Annotated in this window: 16 protein-coding genes; 7 read left to right on the forward strand and 9 right to left on the reverse strand. The window is 67.2% G+C overall.

What is annotated here, in order from left to right:
• Positions 1 to 56 precede the first annotated feature (56 nt).
• The 3 genes from CR918_RS03595 to CR918_RS03605 form a co-directional block, all read right to left on the reverse strand.
• Positions 57 to 599, reverse strand: coding sequence for a hypothetical protein (locus CR918_RS03595; RefSeq protein WP_099842060.1), 543 nt, complete (start codon positions 597 to 599; stop codon positions 57 to 59).
• 70 nt (positions 600 to 669) lie between these two features.
• Positions 670 to 978: a DUF3861 family protein gene (locus tag CR918_RS03600; protein WP_025873974.1), complete on the reverse strand. Its 309-nt coding sequence runs from the start codon at positions 976 to 978 to the stop codon at positions 670 to 672.
• A gap of 304 nt (positions 979 to 1,282) precedes the next feature.
• Entirely contained in the window at positions 1,283 to 1,681 is a 399-nt protein-coding gene (locus CR918_RS03605; protein WP_025873973.1) for an HU family DNA-binding protein, read from the reverse strand.
• 370 nt (positions 1,682 to 2,051) lie between these two features.
• Between CR918_RS03605 and CR918_RS03610 the strand changes: the two genes are divergently transcribed.
• Entirely contained in the window at positions 2,052 to 2,483 is a 432-nt protein-coding gene (locus CR918_RS03610) for an OsmC family protein (protein WP_025873972.1), read from the forward strand.
• Positions 2,484 to 2,570: 87 nt separating this feature from the next.
• On the opposite strand, the gene CR918_RS03615 is transcribed toward CR918_RS03610, so the two are convergent.
• Both CR918_RS03615 and CR918_RS03620 read right to left on the reverse strand, forming a co-directional pair.
• The gene (locus tag CR918_RS03615; RefSeq protein ID WP_099842061.1) at positions 2,571 to 3,449 is read right to left on the reverse strand and encodes a PhzF family phenazine biosynthesis protein; all 879 of its coding nucleotides are present in this window, start codon (positions 3,447 to 3,449) and stop codon (positions 2,571 to 2,573) included.
• Positions 3,450 to 3,543: 94 nt separating this feature from the next.
• Positions 3,544 to 4,416 (reverse strand): PhzF family phenazine biosynthesis protein, encoded by an 873-nt coding sequence (locus tag CR918_RS03620; RefSeq protein ID WP_099842062.1) that lies wholly within the window; start codon positions 4,414 to 4,416, stop codon positions 3,544 to 3,546.
• Between the two features lie 75 nt (positions 4,417 to 4,491).
• On the opposite strand from CR918_RS03620, the gene CR918_RS03625 reads away from it, so the two are divergent.
• The 4 genes from CR918_RS03625 to CR918_RS03640 all read left to right on the forward strand — a co-directional run bounded on the left by CR918_RS03625 (position 4,492) and on the right by CR918_RS03640 (position 10,548).
• Positions 4,492 to 7,086: a bifunctional aspartate kinase/diaminopimelate decarboxylase gene (locus tag CR918_RS03625; protein WP_099842063.1), complete on the forward strand. Its 2,595-nt coding sequence runs from the start codon at positions 4,492 to 4,494 to the stop codon at positions 7,084 to 7,086.
• Between the two features lie 90 nt (positions 7,087 to 7,176).
• Positions 7,177 to 8,529, forward strand: a complete 1,353-nt coding sequence (murL, locus tag CR918_RS03630) for a UDP-N-acetyl-alpha-D-muramoyl-L-alanyl-L-glutamate epimerase (protein ID WP_099842064.1) — start codon at positions 7,177 to 7,179, stop codon at positions 8,527 to 8,529.
• Positions 8,510 to 9,919, forward strand: a complete 1,410-nt coding sequence (gene murD, locus CR918_RS03635) for a UDP-N-acetylmuramoyl-L-alanine--D-glutamate ligase (RefSeq protein ID WP_099842065.1) — start codon at positions 8,510 to 8,512, stop codon at positions 9,917 to 9,919. The genes murL and murD overlap by 20 nt, the downstream gene beginning before the upstream one ends.
• A 95-nt stretch (positions 9,920 to 10,014) precedes the next feature.
• Entirely contained in the window at positions 10,015 to 10,548 is a 534-nt protein-coding gene (locus CR918_RS03640) for a hypothetical protein (protein WP_099842066.1), read from the forward strand.
• A 66-nt stretch (positions 10,549 to 10,614) separates the two neighbouring features.
• On the opposite strand, the gene CR918_RS03645 is transcribed toward CR918_RS03640, so the two are convergent.
• Positions 10,615 to 11,196, reverse strand: a complete 582-nt coding sequence (locus CR918_RS03645; protein ID WP_099842067.1) for an SMI1/KNR4 family protein — start codon at positions 11,194 to 11,196, stop codon at positions 10,615 to 10,617.
• 129 nt (positions 11,197 to 11,325) lie between these two features.
• Between CR918_RS03645 and CR918_RS03650 the strand changes: the two genes are divergently transcribed.
• Entirely contained in the window at positions 11,326 to 12,117 is a 792-nt protein-coding gene (locus tag CR918_RS03650) for a dienelactone hydrolase family protein (protein WP_099842068.1), read from the forward strand.
• A 76-nt stretch (positions 12,118 to 12,193) separates the two neighbouring features.
• Here the strand turns inward: CR918_RS03650 and CR918_RS03655 are convergent, their stop codons facing one another.
• Positions 12,194 to 13,192: a polyprenyl synthetase family protein gene (locus CR918_RS03655; protein ID WP_099842069.1), complete on the reverse strand. Its 999-nt coding sequence runs from the start codon at positions 13,190 to 13,192 to the stop codon at positions 12,194 to 12,196.
• Between the two features lie 215 nt (positions 13,193 to 13,407).
• Here CR918_RS03655 and CR918_RS03660 point away from each other — a divergent pair, with 215 nt between their 5' ends.
• Entirely contained in the window at positions 13,408 to 15,021 is a 1,614-nt protein-coding gene (locus CR918_RS03660) for an alpha-glucosidase family protein (protein ID WP_099783148.1), read from the forward strand.
• Between the two features lie 368 nt (positions 15,022 to 15,389).
• On the opposite strand, the gene CR918_RS03665 is transcribed toward CR918_RS03660, so the two are convergent.
• Positions 15,390 to 18,149 (reverse strand): TonB-dependent receptor, encoded by a 2,760-nt coding sequence (locus CR918_RS03665; RefSeq protein ID WP_099844225.1) that lies wholly within the window; start codon positions 18,147 to 18,149, stop codon positions 15,390 to 15,392.
• A gap of 254 nt (positions 18,150 to 18,403) precedes the next feature.
• Positions 18,404 to 20,455: a glycoside hydrolase family 97 protein gene (locus CR918_RS03670; protein ID WP_099842070.1), complete on the reverse strand. Its 2,052-nt coding sequence runs from the start codon at positions 20,453 to 20,455 to the stop codon at positions 18,404 to 18,406.
• Positions 20,456 to 20,663 lie beyond the last annotated feature (208 nt).

Genomic DNA, 20,663 nt, shown 5'->3' on the forward strand with positions numbered 1-20,663 from the left:
GAGGCCTACAGAGTAGCTTTGCCCGCTGAATCGCGGGTACACACGGTTGCAACGGTTCAGTCCAGCGTTGGTTGCAGGCTGGCCGACTGGATCTGCCAGCTGCGGCCATCGGTGCTGGGCTGCACGCGGTACCAGCCGTGGTAGCGGAAGGTGCCGTTGGCGGTCACCGCGCGGATCTTCACTGGCACCTCCAGCAGGCGTGGCGGCTGCCCATCGTCGCGGGGCAACGCCACGTCACTGTCCAGGCGCAGGTTGCGCACGTCGGGCAGCAGGCGCAGCACGGCATCGTCGGCACGGCGCGGGTCGGCGGGGGCATAGGCCCAGGCCGCATCGCTGCGCGATGTGTTGCGGTTGAGCAGATCCAGCATGTAGCGGTTGAGCATCGCTGCGGGCGTTTCGCTGCCGTTGGCAACGGCGCCATACAGCGGATCGATGGCGATCGCGTCAACGGTAGCGGCCTGCGGTGCCGCTTTCGTCGTTGGCACCGACGGGGCGGTTGTGGCGCCGCTCGCGTCGCGCTCGGCTGCATCGACCGGGGGCGCCGGGTTGGAACACCCCGCCACAAGCAGCGGGATCAGCAAGGAAGTAAAACCGCGCATGTCTGCCTCCTCCCCGAGGCGACCTGGAAGGCGGCAGTGTAGCGGCCGGGGGCCGCTCAGCGCGAAGTGGTCAGCGCGAAGAGGGAAGCTGTTCCAGCGCGTCCAGCGCCGGCAGGACCTGCGCGGCGACCGCTGCCAGTGCATGGCCATCGGTGTCGGCATGGCGCTGCACGATGTCACGCAGCAGCTGGGTGGCCACCACCAGGGTGGCACGTTCGTCGCCGCTCAGGCCTGCCGTGCGCGGGGCCGATTCCAGCAGGCGCATCAGGTCGCGGCTGGCGCGGTGCTCCAGTTCGATGGTGCAGCGCCCGGTGCACTGGTGCCCGTCCTTTTCGATCGGGGTCACCGAGATCCGGTAGCGGGTGGAAGGGCTGGCCATGGAGGTGCTCGCGCTGGTGGGGAGGAATGGGACCACCATAGGCAAGGCGTCGGCCGGCGGCGATGGCCGGCGCTGCACGCAGTGTTCCACCCGGTTCGTTCCTGCGCTGGAAAAGCAGCGGCGCGGCCATGGGCGGCGGGCCTGTGCGGGAAATTGCGTGGGCGCGGGAAACGCTGTGTTGCGGGGGCGCAGTGGACGGCATCCACGCATGGCGTGGATCTACTGCAGAGCGAGCGCGGATGCGCGGCAAAAAAAACGGGACGGCCAAGGCCGTCCCGTCAGGTATCCGCTGCAGGGCGCGCGCTTAGAGCGCAGCGTCCTTGAGCTTCTTGAGCGGGCGAACCTTGAGCTTGGTGGTGGCCGGCTTGGCGGCGAACCACTGCTCTTCCTTGGTGAACGGGTTGATGCCCTTGCGCTTCGGCTTGGCCGGCACATTGACGGTGGTGATCTTCAGCAGGCCCGGCAGGGTGAACGAGCCGGCGCCCTTCTTGTGCACCGAGGAAGCGACAGCGCCTTCCAGCGAGGCCAGCACAGCGCGGACGTCCTTGGCGACAACGCCGGAGACTTCAGCGATGTGTGCAACCAGGCCCGACTTGGTCAGCACTTCCTTGATCGGCTTCGGAGCGGCCGGCTTGGCGGCTGCCTTCGTCGCGACTTTCTTCACTGCCTTCTTCGGGGCAGCCTTCTTAGCGGTCTTTGCCATGGTTTCCTGTTCCGTGAACGGTTGGTTGTTTGGTCGGCGCCGAACCCCGTCGGCAAGCGCAATGTAGGGCAACTCTTGGGCGCCGCCAATAGCCTGGAGCGCTGAAAGTGCATGTTTTTTCATATCCAGGCCGATTCAGTACATGGCCGGCAGTAGGGGGAGCGGGTGCGGTGGTGCGCTGCACCGCAGTGTCGGTGATTTCGACTGGATGGGCGAAATGACTGAAAACAAGGGGGAAATCGCCAGATTGCTGGCGAAGAAGTGTCCAGTCGTTGGCTCGGGACAGGCGCGCCGCGTGCGGCGGGGCGACGCAGGGCTAACGCGGCGCGTGCCAGGGTATTGGTTCATCACAGCCACAACGGAGCAGGACATGGGAATCTCGCGACACGCTACCGCGCATTGGGAAGGCGACCTGAAGTCGGGCAAGGGCCAGTTGAGCACGCCGCAGAGTGGTCTTCTCGACAAAACCCGCTACGGCTTCAACAGCCGTTTCGGTGATGAAAAAGGCACCAATCCCGAAGAACTGATCGCTGCCGCGCACGCCGGTTGTTTCACCATGGCGCTGTCGGCCAAGCTCGGCGAGGCAGGCTTTACCCCGACCTCGCTGGATACCGAAGCCAAGGTCGATCTGTCGATGGAAGGCGGCCCGCAGCTGTCGCAGATCCGGCTGAAAGTGAAGGCGGTGGTGCCGGGAATCGAGGCGACGCAGTTCCGCGCGATCGCTGATGACGCCAAGCAGAACTGCCCGGTTTCCAAGGCGCTGAGCGCGGTACCGATCAGCCTGGAAGCCGAACTGGGCTGAGAAGGTAGTGCCGGCCGCTGGCCGGCAACCACATGAAACCGGGTATAAGGTGGCAGCCGGCCAGCGGCCGGCTCTACCGCCTTGCGTTCACCAATCGATGGTGCCGGAAATCACCGTCTGCACCTGGCCGCCGGACCAGACCTCGCCCTCTTCATCGACCAGCAGCGTCAGCCGCGCATCGTGGCCGACTTCGCGTCCCTGGCTGACGTCGAAGGGCTGGCGGCCGCGCGGAAGGGCGTCGCGCAGGTCCAGCCAGGCCGCCAGTACAGCGTTGGCCGCGCCAGAAGCAGCATCCTCGAAGCGGCGCCCATTGCCGACGAAAGCGCGCACGGCCAGGTCGTAACCTTCGCTGCCATCGGCAAAGGCATAGGCGAACACGCCCATGCTGTCGGTCGATTCAGCCAGCGTGGCGATCGCATCCCAGTCCGGGTGCAGGGCGCGCAACGCTGCCTCATCCGCGACCTCTACGACCCACCAGCTGCGGCCACCCTGCATGCGGGCCGGCGGCAGCGAACCCAGCGGCCAGGTGCGCAATGCGGCCTGCAGGCGTGGATCATCGGTGGCGGCGATCTCGGCCAGCTGCGCACGGGGCGTGCGGATGGCGATGCGCTGCTGCGCGCCTTCGCCGGTCATGCGCAGTGGCAGCGCACCGGCGATGCCGTCCTGAACCAGTACCCCGTCGGCCGGCATGGCCAGGCCTGCCTGCAGCACCGCATGGGCGGTGCCGACGCTGGGATGGCCGGCGAACGGCACTTCCTTCTGCGGGCTGAACATGCGCAGCCGATAGCTGGTACCGGCCGTCTGTGCCGGGAACACAAACGTCGTTTCGGGCAGGCGGGTCCAGCGGGCGATGGCCTGCATCGCTGCATCGTCCAGGCCTTCGGCGTCGAGCACGACGGCCAGCGGATTGCCGGCGCCCGGGCGCGGGGAAAACACATCCAGCTGCAGGAAGCGGCGGGTGGTCATCGGGCAGGAACTCCAGGAAACAGGCGGCATAGGGTAACGCGGGGCCATGCCCCGCGAGCGCGCAGCGCGGCAGGCCGCCGGGCGTGGCCCGGCGCTACCAGGTGATGTTGCCGTCGATCACCAGCTGCACCTGGCCGCCGATCCACACCGTGTCCTGCGCATCCACAGTGACCTGGACGCGGCCGTCGCGGCCGACCTCGCGGCCCTGGCTGGCCACATAGGTCCGGTTATCGCCGGGCAGGGCATTACGCTGCCGAAGCCAGGCGCCGATCAGCGCGTTGGCGCTGCCGGTCACCGGGTCTTCCGGCACGTTGGGCGCATCGGCGGGGCAGAACGCGCGCACCACCAGGTCGTGCCCGGTATCGGCTTCGAGCGCGAACACGGCGATGCCGAGCGCGTCGGTGGCAATGCTCCAGTCGCGCAGGGCCGCCATGTCCGGTGCCAGCGTGCGTACGGCCTCGGCGTCGCGCAGCGGCAGCAGCCACCAGCACGGGCCGTTGTCCCACAGCTCGGCGCGCTGGCCCTCGGCGGCAGCGGCACGCAGAGTGTCAGGAATGTCGCCTGGCAGAGCCGGCAGCGGCCGTGCCACTGGGCTCGCCAGGCGGATGGTGGGCGCGTTGGCCGGCCCGGTGACCTGCACCGGCAGCAGGCCGGCCGCGCACTGCTGCACCAGGGCCCCGTCGCGTGGCTGCGCCAGGCCGCAGGTGACCGCAGCCCAGGCGGCGCCCACGCTGGGGTGCCCGGCGAAGGGCAGCTCGCTGGCAGGGGTGAAGATGCGCACGTGGTAGTCGGCGCCGGCAGCGGTGGGGCGAAGGAAGAATACGGTCTCGGACAGGTTCAGCCAGGCGGCCAGGGCCTGCATGCGGTCGGTGGACAGTCCATCCGCGTCGAACACGACACCGAGTGGGTTGCCGGTACCGGGCTGGTGAGCGAAGACATCGAGCTGCAGGTAGCGGTAGGCGGTCATTGACGGGTGTATTGGGCTTAGAATCGAAGGTTCCGCCCCCTCGGGCGGCTTCCCCACATTACACATAGCCTATCCATGTCAGCTTCCCCCCTTGTCGATCGTTGGATCGTACTGAAGTTCGGCGGCACCTCGGTGTCGCGTCGCCACCGCTGGGACACGATCGGGAAGCTGGCGAAAAAACGGGCCGAAGAGACCGGTTCGCGCGTTCTGGTGGTGGTTTCGGCGCTGTCCGGGGTCACCAATGAACTGACCGCGATTGCCGATGGCGCGCCGGACAGCCGCGATCGCGTGGCGGCGCTGGTCGAGCGCCACCAGGCCTTCCTGGACGAGCTGGGGCTGGGCGCGGAGGTGCTGGCCGAGCGGCTGGCCGCGCTGCAGGGCCTGCTGGACGACCCGCGTGCGCCCAGCCGTCCTCTGGACTGGCAGGCCGAAGTGCTCGGCCAGGGTGAACTGCTGTCTTCCAGCCTGGGCGCGGCCTACCTGCGTGCCAGCGGCCTGGATTTCGGCTGGATGGATGCGCGCCAGTGGCTGGACGCGCTGCCGCCGCAGCCGAACCAGAGCGACTGGTCGCAGCGCCTGTCGGTGAACTGCCAGTGGCGTGCCGATGCGGAATGGGCGCAGCGCTTCCGCGCGCAGCCCACGCGCCTGCTGATCACCCAGGGGTTCATCTCGCGTCACGCCGACGGTGGCACTGCCATCCTCGGCCGCGGCGGCTCGGATACCTCCGCGGCGTACTTCGGTGCGCTGCTCGGCGCCAGCCGCGTGGAGATCTGGACCGATGTGCCAGGCATGTTCAGCGCCAATCCCAAGGACGTGCCGGACGCGCGCCTGTTGACCCGCCTGGACTATTACGAAGCGCAGGAAATCGCCACCACCGGTGCCAAGGTGCTGCACCCGCGCTCGATCAAGCCGTGCCGCGATGCGGGTGTGCCGATGGCGATCCTCGATACCGAGCGTCCGGAACTGCCGGGTACCAGCATCGACGGCAATGCCGCGCCGGTGCCCGGAGTGAAGGCAATCAGCCGCCGCAACGGCATCGTGCTGGTGTCGATGGAAGGCATCGGCATGTGGCAGCAGGTCGGCTTCCTCGCCGATGTATTCGGCCTGTTCAAGAAGCACGGCCTGTCGGTGGACCTGATCGGTTCGGCCGAGACCAACGTCACCGTATCGCTGGATCCGTCCGAGAACCTGGTCAACACCGATGTGCTGGCCGCGCTGTCGGCCGACCTGTCGCAGATCTGCAAGGTCAAGGTGATCGTGCCGTGCGCGGCGATCACCCTGGTCGGCCTGGGCATGCGCTCGCTGCTGCACAAGCTGTCGGACGTGTGGGCGACCTTCGGTCGTGAGCGCGTGCACATGATCTCGCAGTCGTCCAACGACCTGAACCTGACCTTCGTCATCGACGAAGCCGATGCCGATGGCCTGCTGCCGATCCTGCACGCCGAACTGATCGACAGCGGCGCGATGCCGGTGGAAGAGACCGAAGTGTTCGGCCCGCGCTGGCGCGAAATCGCCGGCACCGTGCGTCCGCGTGGTACGCCGTGGTGGCGCGGCCAGCGTGCGCACCTGCTGCAGCTGGCCGATGCCGGCACCCCGCGCTACGTCTACCACCTGCCGACGGTGCGGGCGCGTGCCCGCGCGCTGGCGGCGATCAAGCCGATCGACCAGCGTTACTACGCGATCAAGGCCAACAGCCATCCGGCCATCCTGCAGTTGCTGGAGTCCGAAGGTTTCGGCCTGGAGTGCGTGTCGCACGGTGAGCTGAAGCATGTGTTCCAGGCCATTCCGGAACTGTCGCCCAAGCGCGTGCTGTTCACCCCCAGCTTCTGCCCGCGCAGCGAGTACGAAGCGGCGTTCGCGCTGGGCGTGACCGTCACTGTCGACAACGTCGAAGCCCTGCAACGCTGGCCGGACCTGTTCCGCAACCGCGAACTGTGGCTGCGCGTGGACCTGGGCCGTGGCGAAGGCCATCACGCCAAGGTCCGCACCGGTGGCAAGGAATCCAAGTTCGGCCTGCCGATCGCGCGCGTGGACGAGTTCGTGCGCGCGGCCACCGAGCTGGGCACACGCGTGGTCGGCCTTCATGCGCACCTTGGCAGTGGCGTGGAAACCGCCCAGCACTGGCGCCTGATGTGCGATGAGCTGGCTGGCTTCGCGCGCCGCATCGGCAGCGTGCACACCATCGACATCGGTGGTGGCCTGCCGATCCCGTACAGCGACGAAGACGAGCCGTTCGACCTGGATGCCTGGGCCGAGGGCCTGGCCGAGGTCAAGGCGCTGCATCCGGCGTTCCGCCTGGCGATCGAGCCGGGCCGCTTCCTGGTGGCCGAATCGGGCGTGCTGCTGACCCACGCCACCCAGGTGGTGGAGAAGGATGGCGTGCGCCGCGTCGGCCTGGATGCCGGCATGAACACGCTGATGCGCCCGGCCCTGTACGACGCCTGGCACGACATCGAGAACCTCAGCCGCCAGGGCGGTTACGCCGAAGCGGCGTTCGATGTGGTCGGCCCGATCTGCGAATCCAGCGATGTGTTCGGCAAGCGCCGCAAGCTGCCGGTGTCGACCGCGCCGGACGATGTGATGCTGATCGCCGACGCCGGTGCCTACGGCTATGTGATGTCCAACACCTACAACCAGCGGGCGATGCCGCGCGAAGACGTGATCGAATGATCGCCGCCTTCCGCGCCCTGCACCCGCCCACCGACACGTCCCGCGCCTGCGCGTGGGCACGTGCCTGACCGCGCTTGAACTGGATTCACCATGACTGCTTTCGATAAACACCAGGTTTCCCGCTTCCGTTTCGTCCGCTGCGAATTCGCTGCGGACACCGGCGTGGCCAAGCTGGTCTACGCCTTCGATGACGGCCCGGAAATGGTGGAAACCGTTACCGTGCCCGGCGCCCCGTTCGTGCTGGAACCGGCCCGTGCCGATGCCGTGCAGCGCGCGCTGCGGCTGCTGCACCTGATTGCCGGCGTGAGCTACTACAAGGCCGGCGTGCCCGATACGGTCAGCATCGACAGCTACAGCATCGATGCCGATACCGCAGCGCTGGTGGAGACCATCTACCTCAACGGCCTGGGCGAATTTGCTTACCGCAACGGCCTGAACCTGCGTGGGCGCTTCCGCCTGCCGGTGCAGGGCGAGGCGGTGCAGGCGCCGGTGCTGGGCCTGCAATCGCACGCGCTGGTCGCCATCGGCGGCGGCAAGGATTCGCTGGTCAGCATCGAAGCGCTGCGCCGCGCCGACGTGGACGAGACGGTGACCTGGATCGGGGGTTCGCAGTTGATCCGTGCCTGTGCCGAGCGCACCGGGCTGCCGACGTTGAACCTGGGCCGCGCGCTGGCGCCGGAACTGTTCGAACTCAACCGCCAGGGCGCATGGAACGGGCACATCCCGGTGACCGTGGTGAACTCGGCGATCATGGTGCTGGCTGCGCTGCTGCACGGTGTGGACCAGGTGGTGTTCTCCAACGAGCGCTCGGCCAGCTACGGCAGCCAGATTCCGGGCACCGGTGAAGTGAACCACCAGTGGTCCAAGGGCTGGGCCTGCGAGCAGGCCTTCGGCAACCACGTGCGCAAGTACGTGGCCGCCGACCTGCAGTACTACTCGCTGCTGCGGCCGATGTCGGAGCTGGCGGTGGCCCGCCAGTTCGCCAAGAGCGATTTCTACGACGCGCATTTCTCCAGCTGCAACCGCAACTTCCACATCCTTGGCGAGCGCCCGGTGAACCGTTGGTGCGGCGTCTGCCCGAAGTGCCACTTCGTGTTCCTGGCCCTGGCCCCGTTCATGCCCAAGACCCGCCTGGTGCGCATCTTCGGCCGCAACCTGCTGGATGACATCGAGCAGGCTGGTGGCTTCGACGCGCTGCTGGAATTCCAGGACCACAAGCCGTTCGAATGCGTGGGCGAAGGCCGCGAATCGCGTGCGGCGATGGCCACCCTGGCGCAGCGCCCGGAGTGGAAGGAAGACGTGCTGGTGAAGCGCTTCTGCAATGAAATCCAGCCGCAGCTGGATGCGGCCGAGCTGGAGCTGGCACCGCTGATGCAGCTGCAGGGCGAACATCGTATTCCGGCGGCGCTGTGGGAACGGGTGCGTGAAGATTTCGCAGCTTGAAGGCAAGCGCGTAGCGCTGTGGGGCTGGGGACGTGAGGGGCGTGCTGCGTATGCGGTGCTGCGCGCGCGCCTGCCATCGCTTGGCCTGAGCCTGTTCTGCCCGGCCAGCGAGGTCGCGGCCGCGCGTGCGGAAACGCAGGGCGTGCTGGACGTGCGTGGTGAACCGTCGGCCGAGGCCTTGGCGGCATTCGAGGTGGTGATCAAGTCGCCGGGAATCAGCCCGTACCTGCCGCTCGCGCTGGCGGCGGCGGAGCAGGGCACCCGCTTCATCGGCGGCACGGCGTTGTGGTTTGCCGAACACGCCGATGCCGATGGCACCGTGCGCGACACGATCTGCGTGACCGGCACCAAGGGCAAAAGCACCACCACCGCGCTGGTCGCGCACCTGCTGCGCGCAGCGGGGCATCGCACCGGCCTGGTCGGCAACATCGGCCTGCCACTGCTGGAAGTGCTGGACCCGCAGCCGGCGCCTGCGTACTGGGCGGTGGAGCTGTCCAGCTACCAGACCGGCGAGGTCGCGCGCAGTGGTGCGCACCCGCAGGTGGCGGTGGTGCTGAACCTGTTCCCGGAACACCTGGACTGGCACGGCAGCGAACAGCGCTACATCGAAGACAAGCTGCAGCTGGTGACCGGGGCTGCGCCGCGCGTTGCCGTGCTCAATGCGGCAGACCCTCATCTTGCGGCGCTGTCACTGCCCGGCAGCGAGGTGGTCTGGTTCAACCAGCCGCAGGGCTGGCACATGCGCGGTGACATCGTGCATCGCGGCGGGCAGGCGGTATTCGATACCCGCAATACGCCACTGCCGGGCCGCCACAACCGCGGCAACCTGTGCGCGGTGCTGGCCGCGCTGGAGGCACTGGGCCTGGATGCCGTGGCGCTGGCGCCGGCGGTGCAGGATTTCCGGCCGCTGCCGAACCGCCTGCAACGCATCGGCCAGGCCGATGGCCTGACCTACGTCAACGATTCGATCAGCACCACGCCGCATGCCAGCCTGGCGGCACTGGAGTGCTTTGCCGGCCAGCGCATCGCGTTGCTGGTCGGCGGGCATGATCGTGGCCTGGACTGGACTGATTTCATGCAGCACATGGCGCATGATGTGCCGCCGGTGGAGATCGTGACCATGGGCAGCAACGGCCCGCGCATCCACGCGATGCTGCAGCCGCTGGCCGACGCCGGCCGTTTCGGCCTGCATGCCGCTGCCGATCTGCCTGATGCGATGTCGCTGGCGCGTCGCGCACTGGGCGAACAGGGTGGGGTGGTGCTGCTGTCGCCGGGCGCGCCGAGCTATGGCGCCTACCGCGATTACGTTGCGCGCGGGCGGCATTTCGCCGAGCTGGCCGGGTTCGACCCGGATACGATCAGCGCGATTCCGGGTATCGGGATCGCCTGACGGTCGTGCCGGCCGGTGGCAGGCGACCCGGGAGTTCATCCACGCATGGCGTGGATCTACCCTGTGTGGAAACCCGGACGGATTCGGCGAGCCTTATGTGCACCTTTATCACCCTGTTCCTGCCCACTTCGTTTCCGGACGCCGAAAGCTCCGCAATCATGGAGCGCAGCGGCCGACGGCTGTTCGCGCAGGATTCGCCCAGCCTGCGTGCCGCCGTGGGGCCGGGCTGGCAGCCCTGGTTGAGCGCAGGCCACTGCGACTGTGGCACCGCACTCGCATCGGCATGGAAGATGCGGGAAAGGAAGAACGATGCCGAACGCTGGCGCAGGAAGGGCTGGAGCGAGGCGAAGATCGCCCGTGCGCTGGCCGAGCAGTTGGCGCGGCGCGAGCAGGATCAGCAGGTGCATCGCGATGGAGCCCTGGGAGACGCCGGCCAGTGGCTGCAGCGCATTGATGCCCTGCTGGATGCCGGAGCGGCGCGCATCGGCCTGCTGGTGCGCGACTACGCTGGGGCTGTGGGGGGCCGGCAGCCGAAGCCGCCGGAACGGTGTTGGGCGCGCGCGCGGATGGCGGTGGACGATCTGCTTGCGTTCGAACCGGGGGTGTTGCATTGGATCGAGCGCGGGTGAAGCCCTGATCCACGCATGGCATGAGGTCATCGGCCGGCGAGGAGTTCATCCACGCATGGCGTGGATCTACTCGTCGAGGAAGCTGTAGTCGCGGTCGATCAGCTGCTGCAGGTAGGCATCGAAGCTGGGGGCGATGACCGCGTAGCTGTCCGGGTCGTGCAGGTAGCGCACCACCTGTCCAACGCTGCCGCCGGGTGCGGGATCGAAATCCAGATACAGCATCGAGGTGCCGCCGTTGTTCATGCAGTGCGAGAAGCACAGGCGGCGGCTCATCGGCAGGTCGGCATCGATGCCGGCACCGAGGATCTCCGGTTCTTCTTCCAGCCATTCCTCGTAGATGGAACGGATGCTGTCGTCCCATTGCTGCTGGTCTGCGAAGATCTGCGCGATGGAGCGCAGGTAGTACGGGTAGTCGCCCACGTCCGAGCCCAGCATCAGCACGCAGACCTCGCCCTTCGGATAGTCGCGGAAGTGCGTGCCGTCCACGCGCGAAAGCAGGTCGACCAGGCTGTCGGGCACCTGCGGCCACTGCGCGCGCAGCCGTTGCAGGTCGGCCTCGCTGGCGCCTTCGGTCCACGCCCATTGCGGGGCATCGTCCTCGGGCAGCCGCGGGATCAATCCAGACAGAAAGCGATCAACAAGGTTCATGCAGAAAAGGGAGCGGAGGGGATCAAGTCGTATCCAACCACACCTGCGTCACGCCGCCAATGCAGAATGCGACGCGGGAGGGGCGATTACGGCTTAATCCCCTCCGTCCCCTTTTTCTGGAGCAGGCGCATGAACCGTTGGCGTTGCGGCGTGGCGATGGTACTGGGGCTGGCAGCGATGCCAGCGTGGGCGGCGATGAAGACCCAGCCGGTGGAGTGGAAGCACCAGGGCACGACCTTCAGTGGCGTGCTGGTCTATGACGATGGAGATGCTGACAAGCGTCCCGGCCTGGTGATGGTGCCGAACTGGAAGGGCGTGAACGAATCGGCCATCGAGAAGGCCAAGCAGCTGGCGGGCGATGACTACGTGGTGCTGGTGGCAGATGTGTACGGCAAGGGCGTGCGGCCGAAGACCGATGCCGAGGCCGGACCGGTGGCGACCAAGCTGCGCAATGACCGGCCGCTGCTGCGGGCGCGGGCGCTGGAGGCGGTCAACGTACTGAAGGCGCAGGCGGGCGAGGCACCGCTGGACGCCAGCCGGATCGGCGCAGTGGGCTTCTGCTTTGGCGGCACCACGGTGCTGGAACTGGCCCGCGCCGGCGCGCCGCTGGCGGGCGTGGTCAGCCTGCATGGCGGGCTCGGCTCCCCCTTGCCGGCGCAGGCCGGCGGCAGCCACCCGTCGGTGCTGGTGCTGAACGGCGCCGACGACAAGAGCGTGACCGCCGAGGATATCGGCAGTTTCCAGAAGGAAATGGATGCGGCCAAGGTGGACTGGGAGTTCACCAACTACAGCGGTGCGGTGCACTGCTTTGCCGAGCGCGATGCCAACAGCCCGCCGGGCTGCCAGTACAACGAACGCGCCGCCAAGCGCGCCTGGAAGGCACTGGATGAGTTCTTCGAGGAGCGGTTCGAGAGGAGTTGAGGCGCCGTGTCCGCCGGGCATGGCCCGGCGCTACCAGATCGCGTGCGGTAGCGCCGGGCCGTGCCCGGCGAATCCATCAATGCGAACGCTGTACCGCGTAGCGGGCCAGGCCGCGCAGGGCGGCGACCGCATCGTTGTCGCCCAGGCCGTCAAGCGCCCGTTCGGCGGCCTCTGCATATTCCTCGGCACGACGGCGGCTGTATTCCAGACCTCCCGTGGCGTGGATCGCCGCCAGCACTTCCGGCATCGCCGAGGCGTCACCGTTCTGCACGATCGCGCGCAGGCGCTGGCGGGTGGCCTCATCGGAATGGGCCATGGCATGGATCAGCGGCAGCGTCGCCTTGCCTTCGGCCAGGTCGTCACCCAGGTTCTTGCCCAGCTCGTCGGCGTTGGCCGAGTAATCCAGCACGTCATCGGCGATCTGGAAGGCGTAGCCCAGGTGCATGCCGTAGTCGTACAGGGCCTGCTGGGTGGCTTCATCGACACCACTGGCCAGTGCACCCAGGCGCGTGCCGGCGGCGAACAGCACCGCGGTCTTGCGCTCGATCACGCGCAGGTAGGCGGCTTCGTCGGTATCCGGGTTGTGCACGTGCAGCAGCTGCAGCACTTCGCCTTCGGCAATGCGGTTGGTGGTGTCGGCCAGGATCTGCATCACCGGCATCCGGTCCAGCTCGACCATCAGCTGGAAGCTGCGCGAGTACAGGAAGTCGCCAACCAGCACGCTGGGCGCGTTGCCCCACAGCGCATTGGCGGTGCTGCGGCCGCGGCGCAGGCTGGATTCGTCCACCACGTCGTCGTGCAGCAGGGTGGAGGTGTGGATGAACTCGATGATCGCTGCCAGCTGGTGGTGCTCGGGGCCGGCGCCGCCGACCGCATGGCCGGCCAGCATCACCAGCATCGGCCGCAGGCGTTTGCCGCCAGCGGAGATGATGTGGTCGGCGATCTGGTTGATCAGCACCACATCCGAGGACAGCCGGCGGCGGATCAGGGCATCGACGGCAGCCATGTCGGCTGCGGCAAGCGACTGGATCTGGGACAGGCCCAGGGCGGGACGGGTGTCTTCAGTGATGGTCATGCGATCAGGCTTTCAGGCTCATCCCTGATTATAGGCGTTGCCTGTGAATTGGGGAGGAAACCGGGGGCCAGGCCACCGCCGCGCGCCACCGGGCGTGGCGTCTGGCGTGAATACGTATGCAGGCAGCGCCATCGTCGTGGGCCGCCGCTAAGCTTGCGGGAGTTGGTTTTCGGCCCGCTTCCAGCGGGTCCCGCATGCCCGGAGGGGGGCTGTCGATGTCGCACTATCCATGGTGGCGCGGAGCCGTCATCTACCAGATCTACCCGCGCAGTTTCCTCGACGCCAACGGCGACGGGGTAGGCGACCTGCCCGGCATCATCCAGCGCCTGGACCATATCGCCGCGCTGGGCGTGGATGCGATCTGGATCTCGCCGTTCTTCCGATCGCCGATGGCCGATTTCGGCTATGACATCGCCGACTACCGCGATGTCGATCCGCTGTTCGGCAGCCTGGACGACTTCGACCGGCTGCTGGCCAAGGCCCACGGCCTGGGCCTGAAGGTGATGATCGACCAGGTGCTCAGCCACACCTCGATCGAGCACGCCTGGTTCCGCGAGAGCCGCCAGGACCGCAGCAACCCGAAGGCGGACTGGTATGTGTGGGTGGATCCGCGCGAAGACGGCACGCCCCCCAACAACTGGCTGTCGCTGTTCGGCGGCGGTGCCTGGCAGTGGGAGCCGCGCCGCGAGCAGTACTACCTGCACAACTTCCTGGTGGACCAGCCGGACCTGAATTTCCACCACCCGGAGGTGCAGCAGGCGACCCTGGACAACGTGCGCTTCTGGCTGGACCGGGGTGTGGATGGCTTCCGCCTGGATGCGATCAACTTCTGCTTCCATGACGCGCAGCTGCGCGACAACCCGCCCAAGCCGGCCGACAAGCGCGTCGGCCGCGGCTTCAGCGCGGACAACCCGTACGCCTACCAGTACCACTATTACAACAACACCCAGCCGGAGAACCTGCCGTTCCTGGAGCAGCTGCGCGCCCTGCTGGACGAGTACCCGGGGGCGGTGAGCCTGGGCGAGATCTCCTCGGAGGATTCGCTGGCGACCACCGCCGAATACACCCAGGATGGCCGCCTGCACATGGGCTACAGCTTCGAGCTGCTGGTCAACGATTACAGCGCGGCCTACATCCGCGACACCGTTTCGCGCCTGGAAGCGGCGATGACCGAAGGCTGGCCGTGCTGGGCGGTGTCCAACCACGATGTGGAGCGGGCGGTCAGCCGCTGGGGTGGCCATCCGGCCGACCCTCGCCTGGCGCGGATGCTGGTGGCGCTGCTGTGTTCACTGCGTGGTTCGGTCTGCCTGTACCAGGGTGAGGAGCTGGGCCTGGCCGAGGCCGAAGTGCCGTTCGAGGCGCTGCAGGACCCGTATGGGATCACCTTCTGGCCCAACTTCAAGGGGCGCGACGGCTGCCGCACGCCGCTGCCGTGGATCGACGCGCCGCTGGCCGGCTTCACCACCGGCAAGCCGTGGCTGCCGATCCCGGCCGAGCACCAGGCGGCGGCCGTGGCGGTGCAGGCGCAGGATCCGCAGTCGGTGCTGTCGGCCTTCCGCAACTTCCTGGCCTGGCGCCGTACCCAGCCGGCGCTGCTGCACGGTGACATCCGGTTCCTGGACAGTGCCGAGCCAGTGCTGCTGTTCGAGCGTATGCTTGCAGATGAAACTCTCCTGCTGGCCTTCAACCTGTCGGCCGAAGCGGTGAGCCATCCGCTGCCGGCGGGCAACTGGCAACAGGTGGCTGTGCCGGGCCCGGATGCGGGGACGGTGCAGGGCAATGAACTGCAGCTGCCGCCGCGTGCGGTGTATTGCGCACGACGCAGCTGACCGATTTCTCCGGTGGCGGTACTTGCGGGGACGGGGCCGAAGCGCCCCGTCCCTTTTTTGTGGGCGCGGTTCCGGCGCAGAGCATCCACGCATGGCGTGGATCTACCAGGGGGGCGAATGGATGCCCGCCACGCATCGATTGCGATGCGGCGGGGGAGAACCACGGCATGCGTGGATGGGGCCGTACCGATCACGCTTCACTGGCCATCGCGTTGTGCGCACAAAGGAAAACCCGCTGCCTGCGCAGCGGGCTTCCGGTCCTGTTCCCTGCGTCCTGTCGCCGGGCATGGCCCGGCGCTACCGATGGGGGTACCGGCCAGCGGCCGGCACTACCGAGTCCGGGTCGCCGGGCATGGCCCGGCGCTACCTCAGAACTTGTAGTTCACGCCCAGCATGTAGGTGCGGCCCCACTCGATGTACTCCAGCGGGCGATCCTTGGTGCCGGCGTAGGTGCGGTACGGCTCGTTGGTCAGGTTGCTTCCCTGCAGCAGCAGGGTCAGCCCACGCAGGCTGCTGCTGTCGCTGAAGGTGTAGCTGACCTGCGCATCGGTCACGTTCTCGCCCACGACATAGCGCAGGGTGCGGTTGCCGTTGAAGTTGCCGATCTCGCCGATGAAGTCCGAACGGCGGCGCTGGCTCACGCGTGCTTCAAAGCCACTACGCTCGTAGTAGGCAGTGAAGTTGTACACGCGCTTGGACAGGCCGGGCAGGCTGATCGGGTCGGTGCCCACGCTGGACGCGCTTTCCGGATCCAGGATCTGGATGTCGCTCTTGTTGAAGGTCGCGCTGGCCTGCACGCCGAAGCCACGCAGGCTGTCGGTCAGCATTTCCAGCGGGAACGACGCGGTCAGCTCCAGGCCCTTCAGGGTGCCACCCTTGCCGTTCACCGGAGTCGAGAACGTGCCGGTCGGCAGCACCGGCACCACCATGCCCGGCGGCGGCACATAGTCGCCCAGCAGGCCGGTGAAGTCGTAGTTGTCCACCGACTGGGTGTAGACGTAGCTCTTCAGGTCCTTGTAGAAGATCGCGGCGGCCACGTAGGCCTTCTCGCCGAAGTACTTCTCATAGGACAGGTCCAGCGCGGTGGCGCGCCACGGGTCCAGCAACGGGTTGCCGCCACTGCCGCCGGGGCGACCGGTACCGGTATCCACGCCGAACTCCAGGCCCGCGCGCATCTGGTCCACGCGCGGGCGCGCGACCTGCTTGGCTGCGGCAAAACGCAGGGTCTGCTCATGCGGGAACATGAAGGCCAGGTTCAAGCTGGGCAGCCAGTCGTTGTACTTGCGGCCGTCCGAGTAGGGCTGGATGTTGTTGCCGGCCGCCTGCGAGCTGTCCCAGTAGCGCGAGTCCGAGCTCTGGTCGGTGTGCTGCATCTGCACGCCGATATTGCCGCGTACGCCCACTACGCCGATGTCGGTGTTGATGTTCAGGCGCGCCCAGGCGGTGGTGATCTTTTCCTGCACCGTCCACGACTTGGGAATCAGGTAGTCCAGGTTGTCGACCGGATTGAAGGTCATGTAGCGACCGACCGCGCCAGGCACGTTCCAGGCCGGGATGGTGCCCAGGCCGGCGAAGCCGAGGTTGACCGGGCGGTACTGCAGATCCGATGCGATGTTGGCATCGCCCTGCGCGCCCAGCAGGATGTTGCCTTCGGACTGGGTCTTCACCTTGCGGCGGTCGGCATAGTTCACGCCGATATCCAGATCCGGCGCCCACGACGCCATTGCTTCGGGCAGGGCGATGGTCGCGGCCAGCTTGCCACCCTTCAGGCGGTCTTCCACCTTCGGCACCTTGCCGTAACCAGAACCGTAGATGGTGTTGGTCAGGAACAGCGCGTCCGGGTTGGAGTAGTCCAGGCCCGGGCTGATCTGCGAGAAGCCATCCTGGCGGAACTGCACACCGACCGTATCCAGCTGCGGCATCGGGGTCAGCTGCAGGTTGTTTTCCAGGTTCAGTTCGTCGCGGGTGGCCTTGGAATAGTTCAGGTCAGCGACCAGCTTGACGCTGCCGAAGGTGAACTCGTTGTTCCAGCCGAACGCATCGATCTTGTCCTTGCGCTTGTTGTACATGCCGCGCACCAGCGGGTACACGCCACTGGCGGTGCCACCGGTGAAGGTGCCATTGGCATTGACCTGCGGGTTGCTGACCAGCAGGCCCGGGGTGTAGTTGCCGTTGTAGTTGCTGAGGTTGAGCTCGAACTGGTTGGCGGTGTCGATCTGCTCTGCTTCGGTGTGGAACGCGTCGAAGGTGCTGGTCCAGCTGTTGTTCGGCCGGAACTGGATCGTGGCCATCACACCGTCGCGCTTGTTGTTGCCGGTGCGGCGCAGCGCCTTGATGCCGTCGGTGAAGTAGGTGCCAGCGGCAACACCGGGGCGGTTGCCGTTGGTGGTGTGCTCGGTGGTCCACGGCTCGTACAGGCCCACCTGGTTTTCCTGGATCGGCATGTCGCTGTGCGCGTAGCCGATGGCGATGCCGAGGGTCTTGTCCAGGAACTGGTCGATGTAGCTGGCGCTGAAGCGGTTGCCGTACGGGTCGGTGTCGGCGGCGCGGCCCAACGAGCTCTTCTGGTAGCGGCCGCTGACGGCGATGACGCGGTCGGGGAAGCTGAGCGGACGTGCGGTCTGCATGTCGATGGTGCCCGACAGGCCCTGGCCGACCAGCGCTGCATCGGGGGTCTTGTACACGGTCACGCCGTTGACCAGCTCGGACGGATACTGGTCGAACTCGACGCCGCGGTTGTCGCCGGTGCTGACCACTTCACGCCCGTTGAGCAGGGTGGTGGCGAAATCCGGCGACAGGCCGCGCACGCTGATCACCTGCGCACGACCGGCCACACGCTGTGCGGCAAGGCCAGGCAGGCGCGAGATCGATTCGGCGATGCTGACGTCGGGCAGCTTGCCGATGTCCTCGGCGGAGATGGCTTCGACCACCGAGGTGGCGTCCTGCTTGGTGGCGATGGCGCTTTCGATGCCGCGACGGATGCCGGTGACCTGCACGGTGTCCAGGTTGGTGGCGGCGGTGCCGGTTGGCGGGGTTGCCGTGCTCTGCGTGGACTGCGCTGCTGCCAGCGATGGCGTCAGTACGACGGCCAACGCGATGCTCAGCGCACTGCGCTTGTGGTTCAACATTTTCCCCTCCCAGGCAATGTTGTAGTGCGATTCGTGGTCGTCCCGATGGTGTCGAGGACGTGCGACGCGGTGGCCGCTGTCGTCGCCGCTATGGTAGGCAGCGCGTTCTTCGTGGGAATCACCCTGCATACGTATTCAATGGCGTTTGCAGGGTTGTAATCGCTTCCAGATCATCATTCCGGTAGTGCCGGCCACTGGCCGGCAACCATCCACGTCGCAACGATGCCGGCCAGCGGCCGGCACTACCTGCGCATTCACAGCGGGGTGAAGCGGATGGCCTGTCCGCCGCCCGGCGCCAGCACCAGGGTGAGTGAATCGGTGCTGCTGACCACGCGTGTTTCGCGCTTGAAGGCGAAGGGACTGCTGCGGAAATCCGCGCCATCGCCATCGCGGTAGACCTCGGCGCGGTAGCGCACGCCCGGCTCCAGGAAACCCAGCGACACCGGCAGCACGCGGCCGTTCTCGTCGGTGATGCTGCCCAGGAACCAGTCACGGCTGTTGCGGTCGCGGCGCACGATCGTCACGTAGTCGCCGACCTCGCCATCGAGCACGCGGCTCTGCTCCCAGTCCACCGCCACGTCCTCGATGAAGCGGAACGCTTCGCGGTGCTGCAGGTAGTGCTCGGGCAGGTCGGCAGCCATCTGGATCGGGCTGTACAGCACCACATACAGGGCCAGCTGGCGGGCCAGCGTGCTGGGAATGGCCTGGCCGTGGCGGCCCTTCAGGCTGAGGATGCCGGGCGTGTAGTCCATCGGCCCGGCCAGCATGCGGGTGAACACCAGGTTGACCTCATGCTCGGGCGGGTTCGGTGGCTGGCCCCAGGCGTTGTATTCCATGCCACGTGCGCCTTCGCGGGAAATCCAGTTCGGGTAGGTGCGGCGCAGGCCGGTGTCCTTGATCGGCTCGTGCGGGTTCACCGACAGGTGCCGACGGGCGGCTTCCTGCACCACCTTCAGGTGATGGCGGGCCATGAACTGCCCGTCGTGCCACTCGCGCCACAGCGGGCCGCCGGCCGGATTGCGGCGATCAACCTGGCCGTCGTCGCAGACGTAGCCGGTCTTGAACTGGTCCACGCCCAGCCGCGCATACAGATCCAGCGCAGCACCCAGCTGGTCTTCGTAGTGTTCGATCGCGCAGCCGGTTTCATGGTGGCCGACCAGGTGCACGCCCTTCTTCAGCCCGTACGCCGACAATGATTCGATGTCGAAATCCGGCGTGGCGCGGGTGAAGTCGAAGTCGTAACCGTTGCCGACCCAGTTGCCGTCCCAGCCTGGATTCCAGCCTTCCACCAGCACACCACGGAAACCGTGCGCGGCGGCGAAATCGATCACCTTCCGCGTCTTTGCAGTGGTGGCCGCATGCTTCGGTCCGGTGGCCCAGCTCTCCTCATCCAGGTGCATCGACCACCACACGCCCAGATACTTGGCCGGTTTCACCCAGCTCACATCGCCCAGCGCATTGGGCTCGTTGAGGTTGAGGATCAGGTCGGACTCGACCAGGCCGCCGGCACGGTCGGCGATCTGCAGGGTGCGCCATGGCGTGGCGAAGGGCAGGGCGCGGCGCACCTTCCAGCCTTCGGCCGCAGGCGAAAGCTGGGCGCGCAGGCGCTGGCCCTCGGTGCGGCGCAGCCACATGCCCGCGTAGTCGACCAGTGCCGCCTCATGGATGGCCACGTGCAGGCCGTCGTGGCTGCGCAGGGTCATCGGCGTGTGCACCAGCGGCACTTCGCGCAGCGGGGTGCGCTGGTACAGGTATTCGTAATGGATCGGCTCGCCCGCAGGTATCCACCATGCGGTGGACTCCGGCGCGATGGCGAACTCGGTCAGCTCGTCATCGATGATCGCTTCGCGCAGGTTCGGTTGCTCGGGGAATACGTAACGGAAGCCCAGGCCGTCGTCGTAGACGCGGAACACCAGGTCCAGCCGGCGCTTGCTGCCGGTGCTTTCGGCCAGGTGCACGGTCAGTTCGTTGAAGTGGTTGCGGGTGAGCCGGCGCTCGCCCCAGGGCTGTTCCCAGCTGTCATCGACACTGCGCCGTTCCTGCGCCAGCAGGCTGAAGTCGCGGTCGAGGCGACCATCGCGCAGTTCAAAACCCAGCTTCGAATCGGCCACCACGGTCTGGCCGAGGCGCTCGACGCGGTAGCGCGCGGTACCGCCGTCCAGCACCAGGCTGACCTTCAGCACCTTGTCCGGTGATTCGACGCTGGCGATCTGCGGTGCCGCCTGTGCCAGCGTGGCCCATCCCAGCAGGGCCAGGCCGAAAGCGTGCGCGAACACTGCGCGTACCGTTGTGGGTGAAGTCGGCATTTCCCCTCCCAAGGCGCCGTTGACAGACCCGGACCATAAGCCAGCCCGGCAGGCCTGCCGGTACTGCACGCCATGAATACGTATGCAGCTGGACGCAGTCGACAGCCCCGCGTCTACCATGGGGCCAGGGCACCTTGAGGGAGGTGCCGCGCCCGCACGCCGGCAACGGCAGTGCGGACCCACAACGGTGCAGAGAGGGAGGGAGGTC

It is taken from the genome of Stenotrophomonas indicatrix (genome assembly GCF_002750975.1).
Taxonomy (GTDB): Bacteria; Pseudomonadota; Gammaproteobacteria; order Xanthomonadales; family Xanthomonadaceae; genus Stenotrophomonas; species Stenotrophomonas indicatrix.

Bases quoted from the DNA above. Each gene is read 5' to 3' on its own strand.
- CR918_RS03595 (WP_099842060.1), bottom strand. From the start codon at position 599: ATGCGCGGTTTTACTTCCTTGCTGATCCCGCTGCTTGTGGCGGGGTGT.
- CR918_RS03620 (WP_099842062.1), bottom strand. From the start codon at position 4,416: ATGACCGCCTACCGCTACCTGCAGCTCGATGTCTTCGCTCACCAGCCC.
- CR918_RS03615 (WP_099842061.1), bottom strand. From the start codon at position 3,449: ATGACCACCCGCCGCTTCCTGCAGCTGGATGTGTTTTCCCCGCGCCCG.
- murL (WP_099842064.1), top strand. From the start codon at position 7,177: ATGACTGCTTTCGATAAACACCAGGTTTCCCGCTTCCGTTTCGTCCGC.
- CR918_RS03660 (WP_099783148.1), top strand. From the start codon at position 13,408: ATGTCGCACTATCCATGGTGGCGCGGAGCCGTCATCTACCAGATCTAC.
- CR918_RS03645 (WP_099842067.1), bottom strand. From the start codon at position 11,196: ATGAACCTTGTTGATCGCTTTCTGTCTGGATTGATCCCGCGGCTGCCC.
- CR918_RS03640 (WP_099842066.1), top strand. From the start codon at position 10,015: ATGTGCACCTTTATCACCCTGTTCCTGCCCACTTCGTTTCCGGACGCC.
- CR918_RS03650 (WP_099842068.1), top strand. From the start codon at position 11,326: ATGAACCGTTGGCGTTGCGGCGTGGCGATGGTACTGGGGCTGGCAGCG.
- CR918_RS03670 (WP_099842070.1), bottom strand. From the start codon at position 20,455: ATGCCGACTTCACCCACAACGGTACGCGCAGTGTTCGCGCACGCTTTC.
- CR918_RS03600 (WP_025873974.1), bottom strand. From the start codon at position 978: ATGGCCAGCCCTTCCACCCGCTACCGGATCTCGGTGACCCCGATCGAA.
- CR918_RS03605 (WP_025873973.1), bottom strand. From the start codon at position 1,681: ATGGCAAAGACCGCTAAGAAGGCTGCCCCGAAGAAGGCAGTGAAGAAA.
- CR918_RS03610 (WP_025873972.1), top strand. From the start codon at position 2,052: ATGGGAATCTCGCGACACGCTACCGCGCATTGGGAAGGCGACCTGAAG.
- CR918_RS03665 (WP_099844225.1), bottom strand. From the start codon at position 18,149: ATGTTGAACCACAAGCGCAGTGCGCTGAGCATCGCGTTGGCCGTCGTA.
- CR918_RS03625 (WP_099842063.1), top strand. From the start codon at position 4,492: ATGTCAGCTTCCCCCCTTGTCGATCGTTGGATCGTACTGAAGTTCGGC.
- CR918_RS03655 (WP_099842069.1), bottom strand. From the start codon at position 13,192: ATGACCATCACTGAAGACACCCGTCCCGCCCTGGGCCTGTCCCAGATC.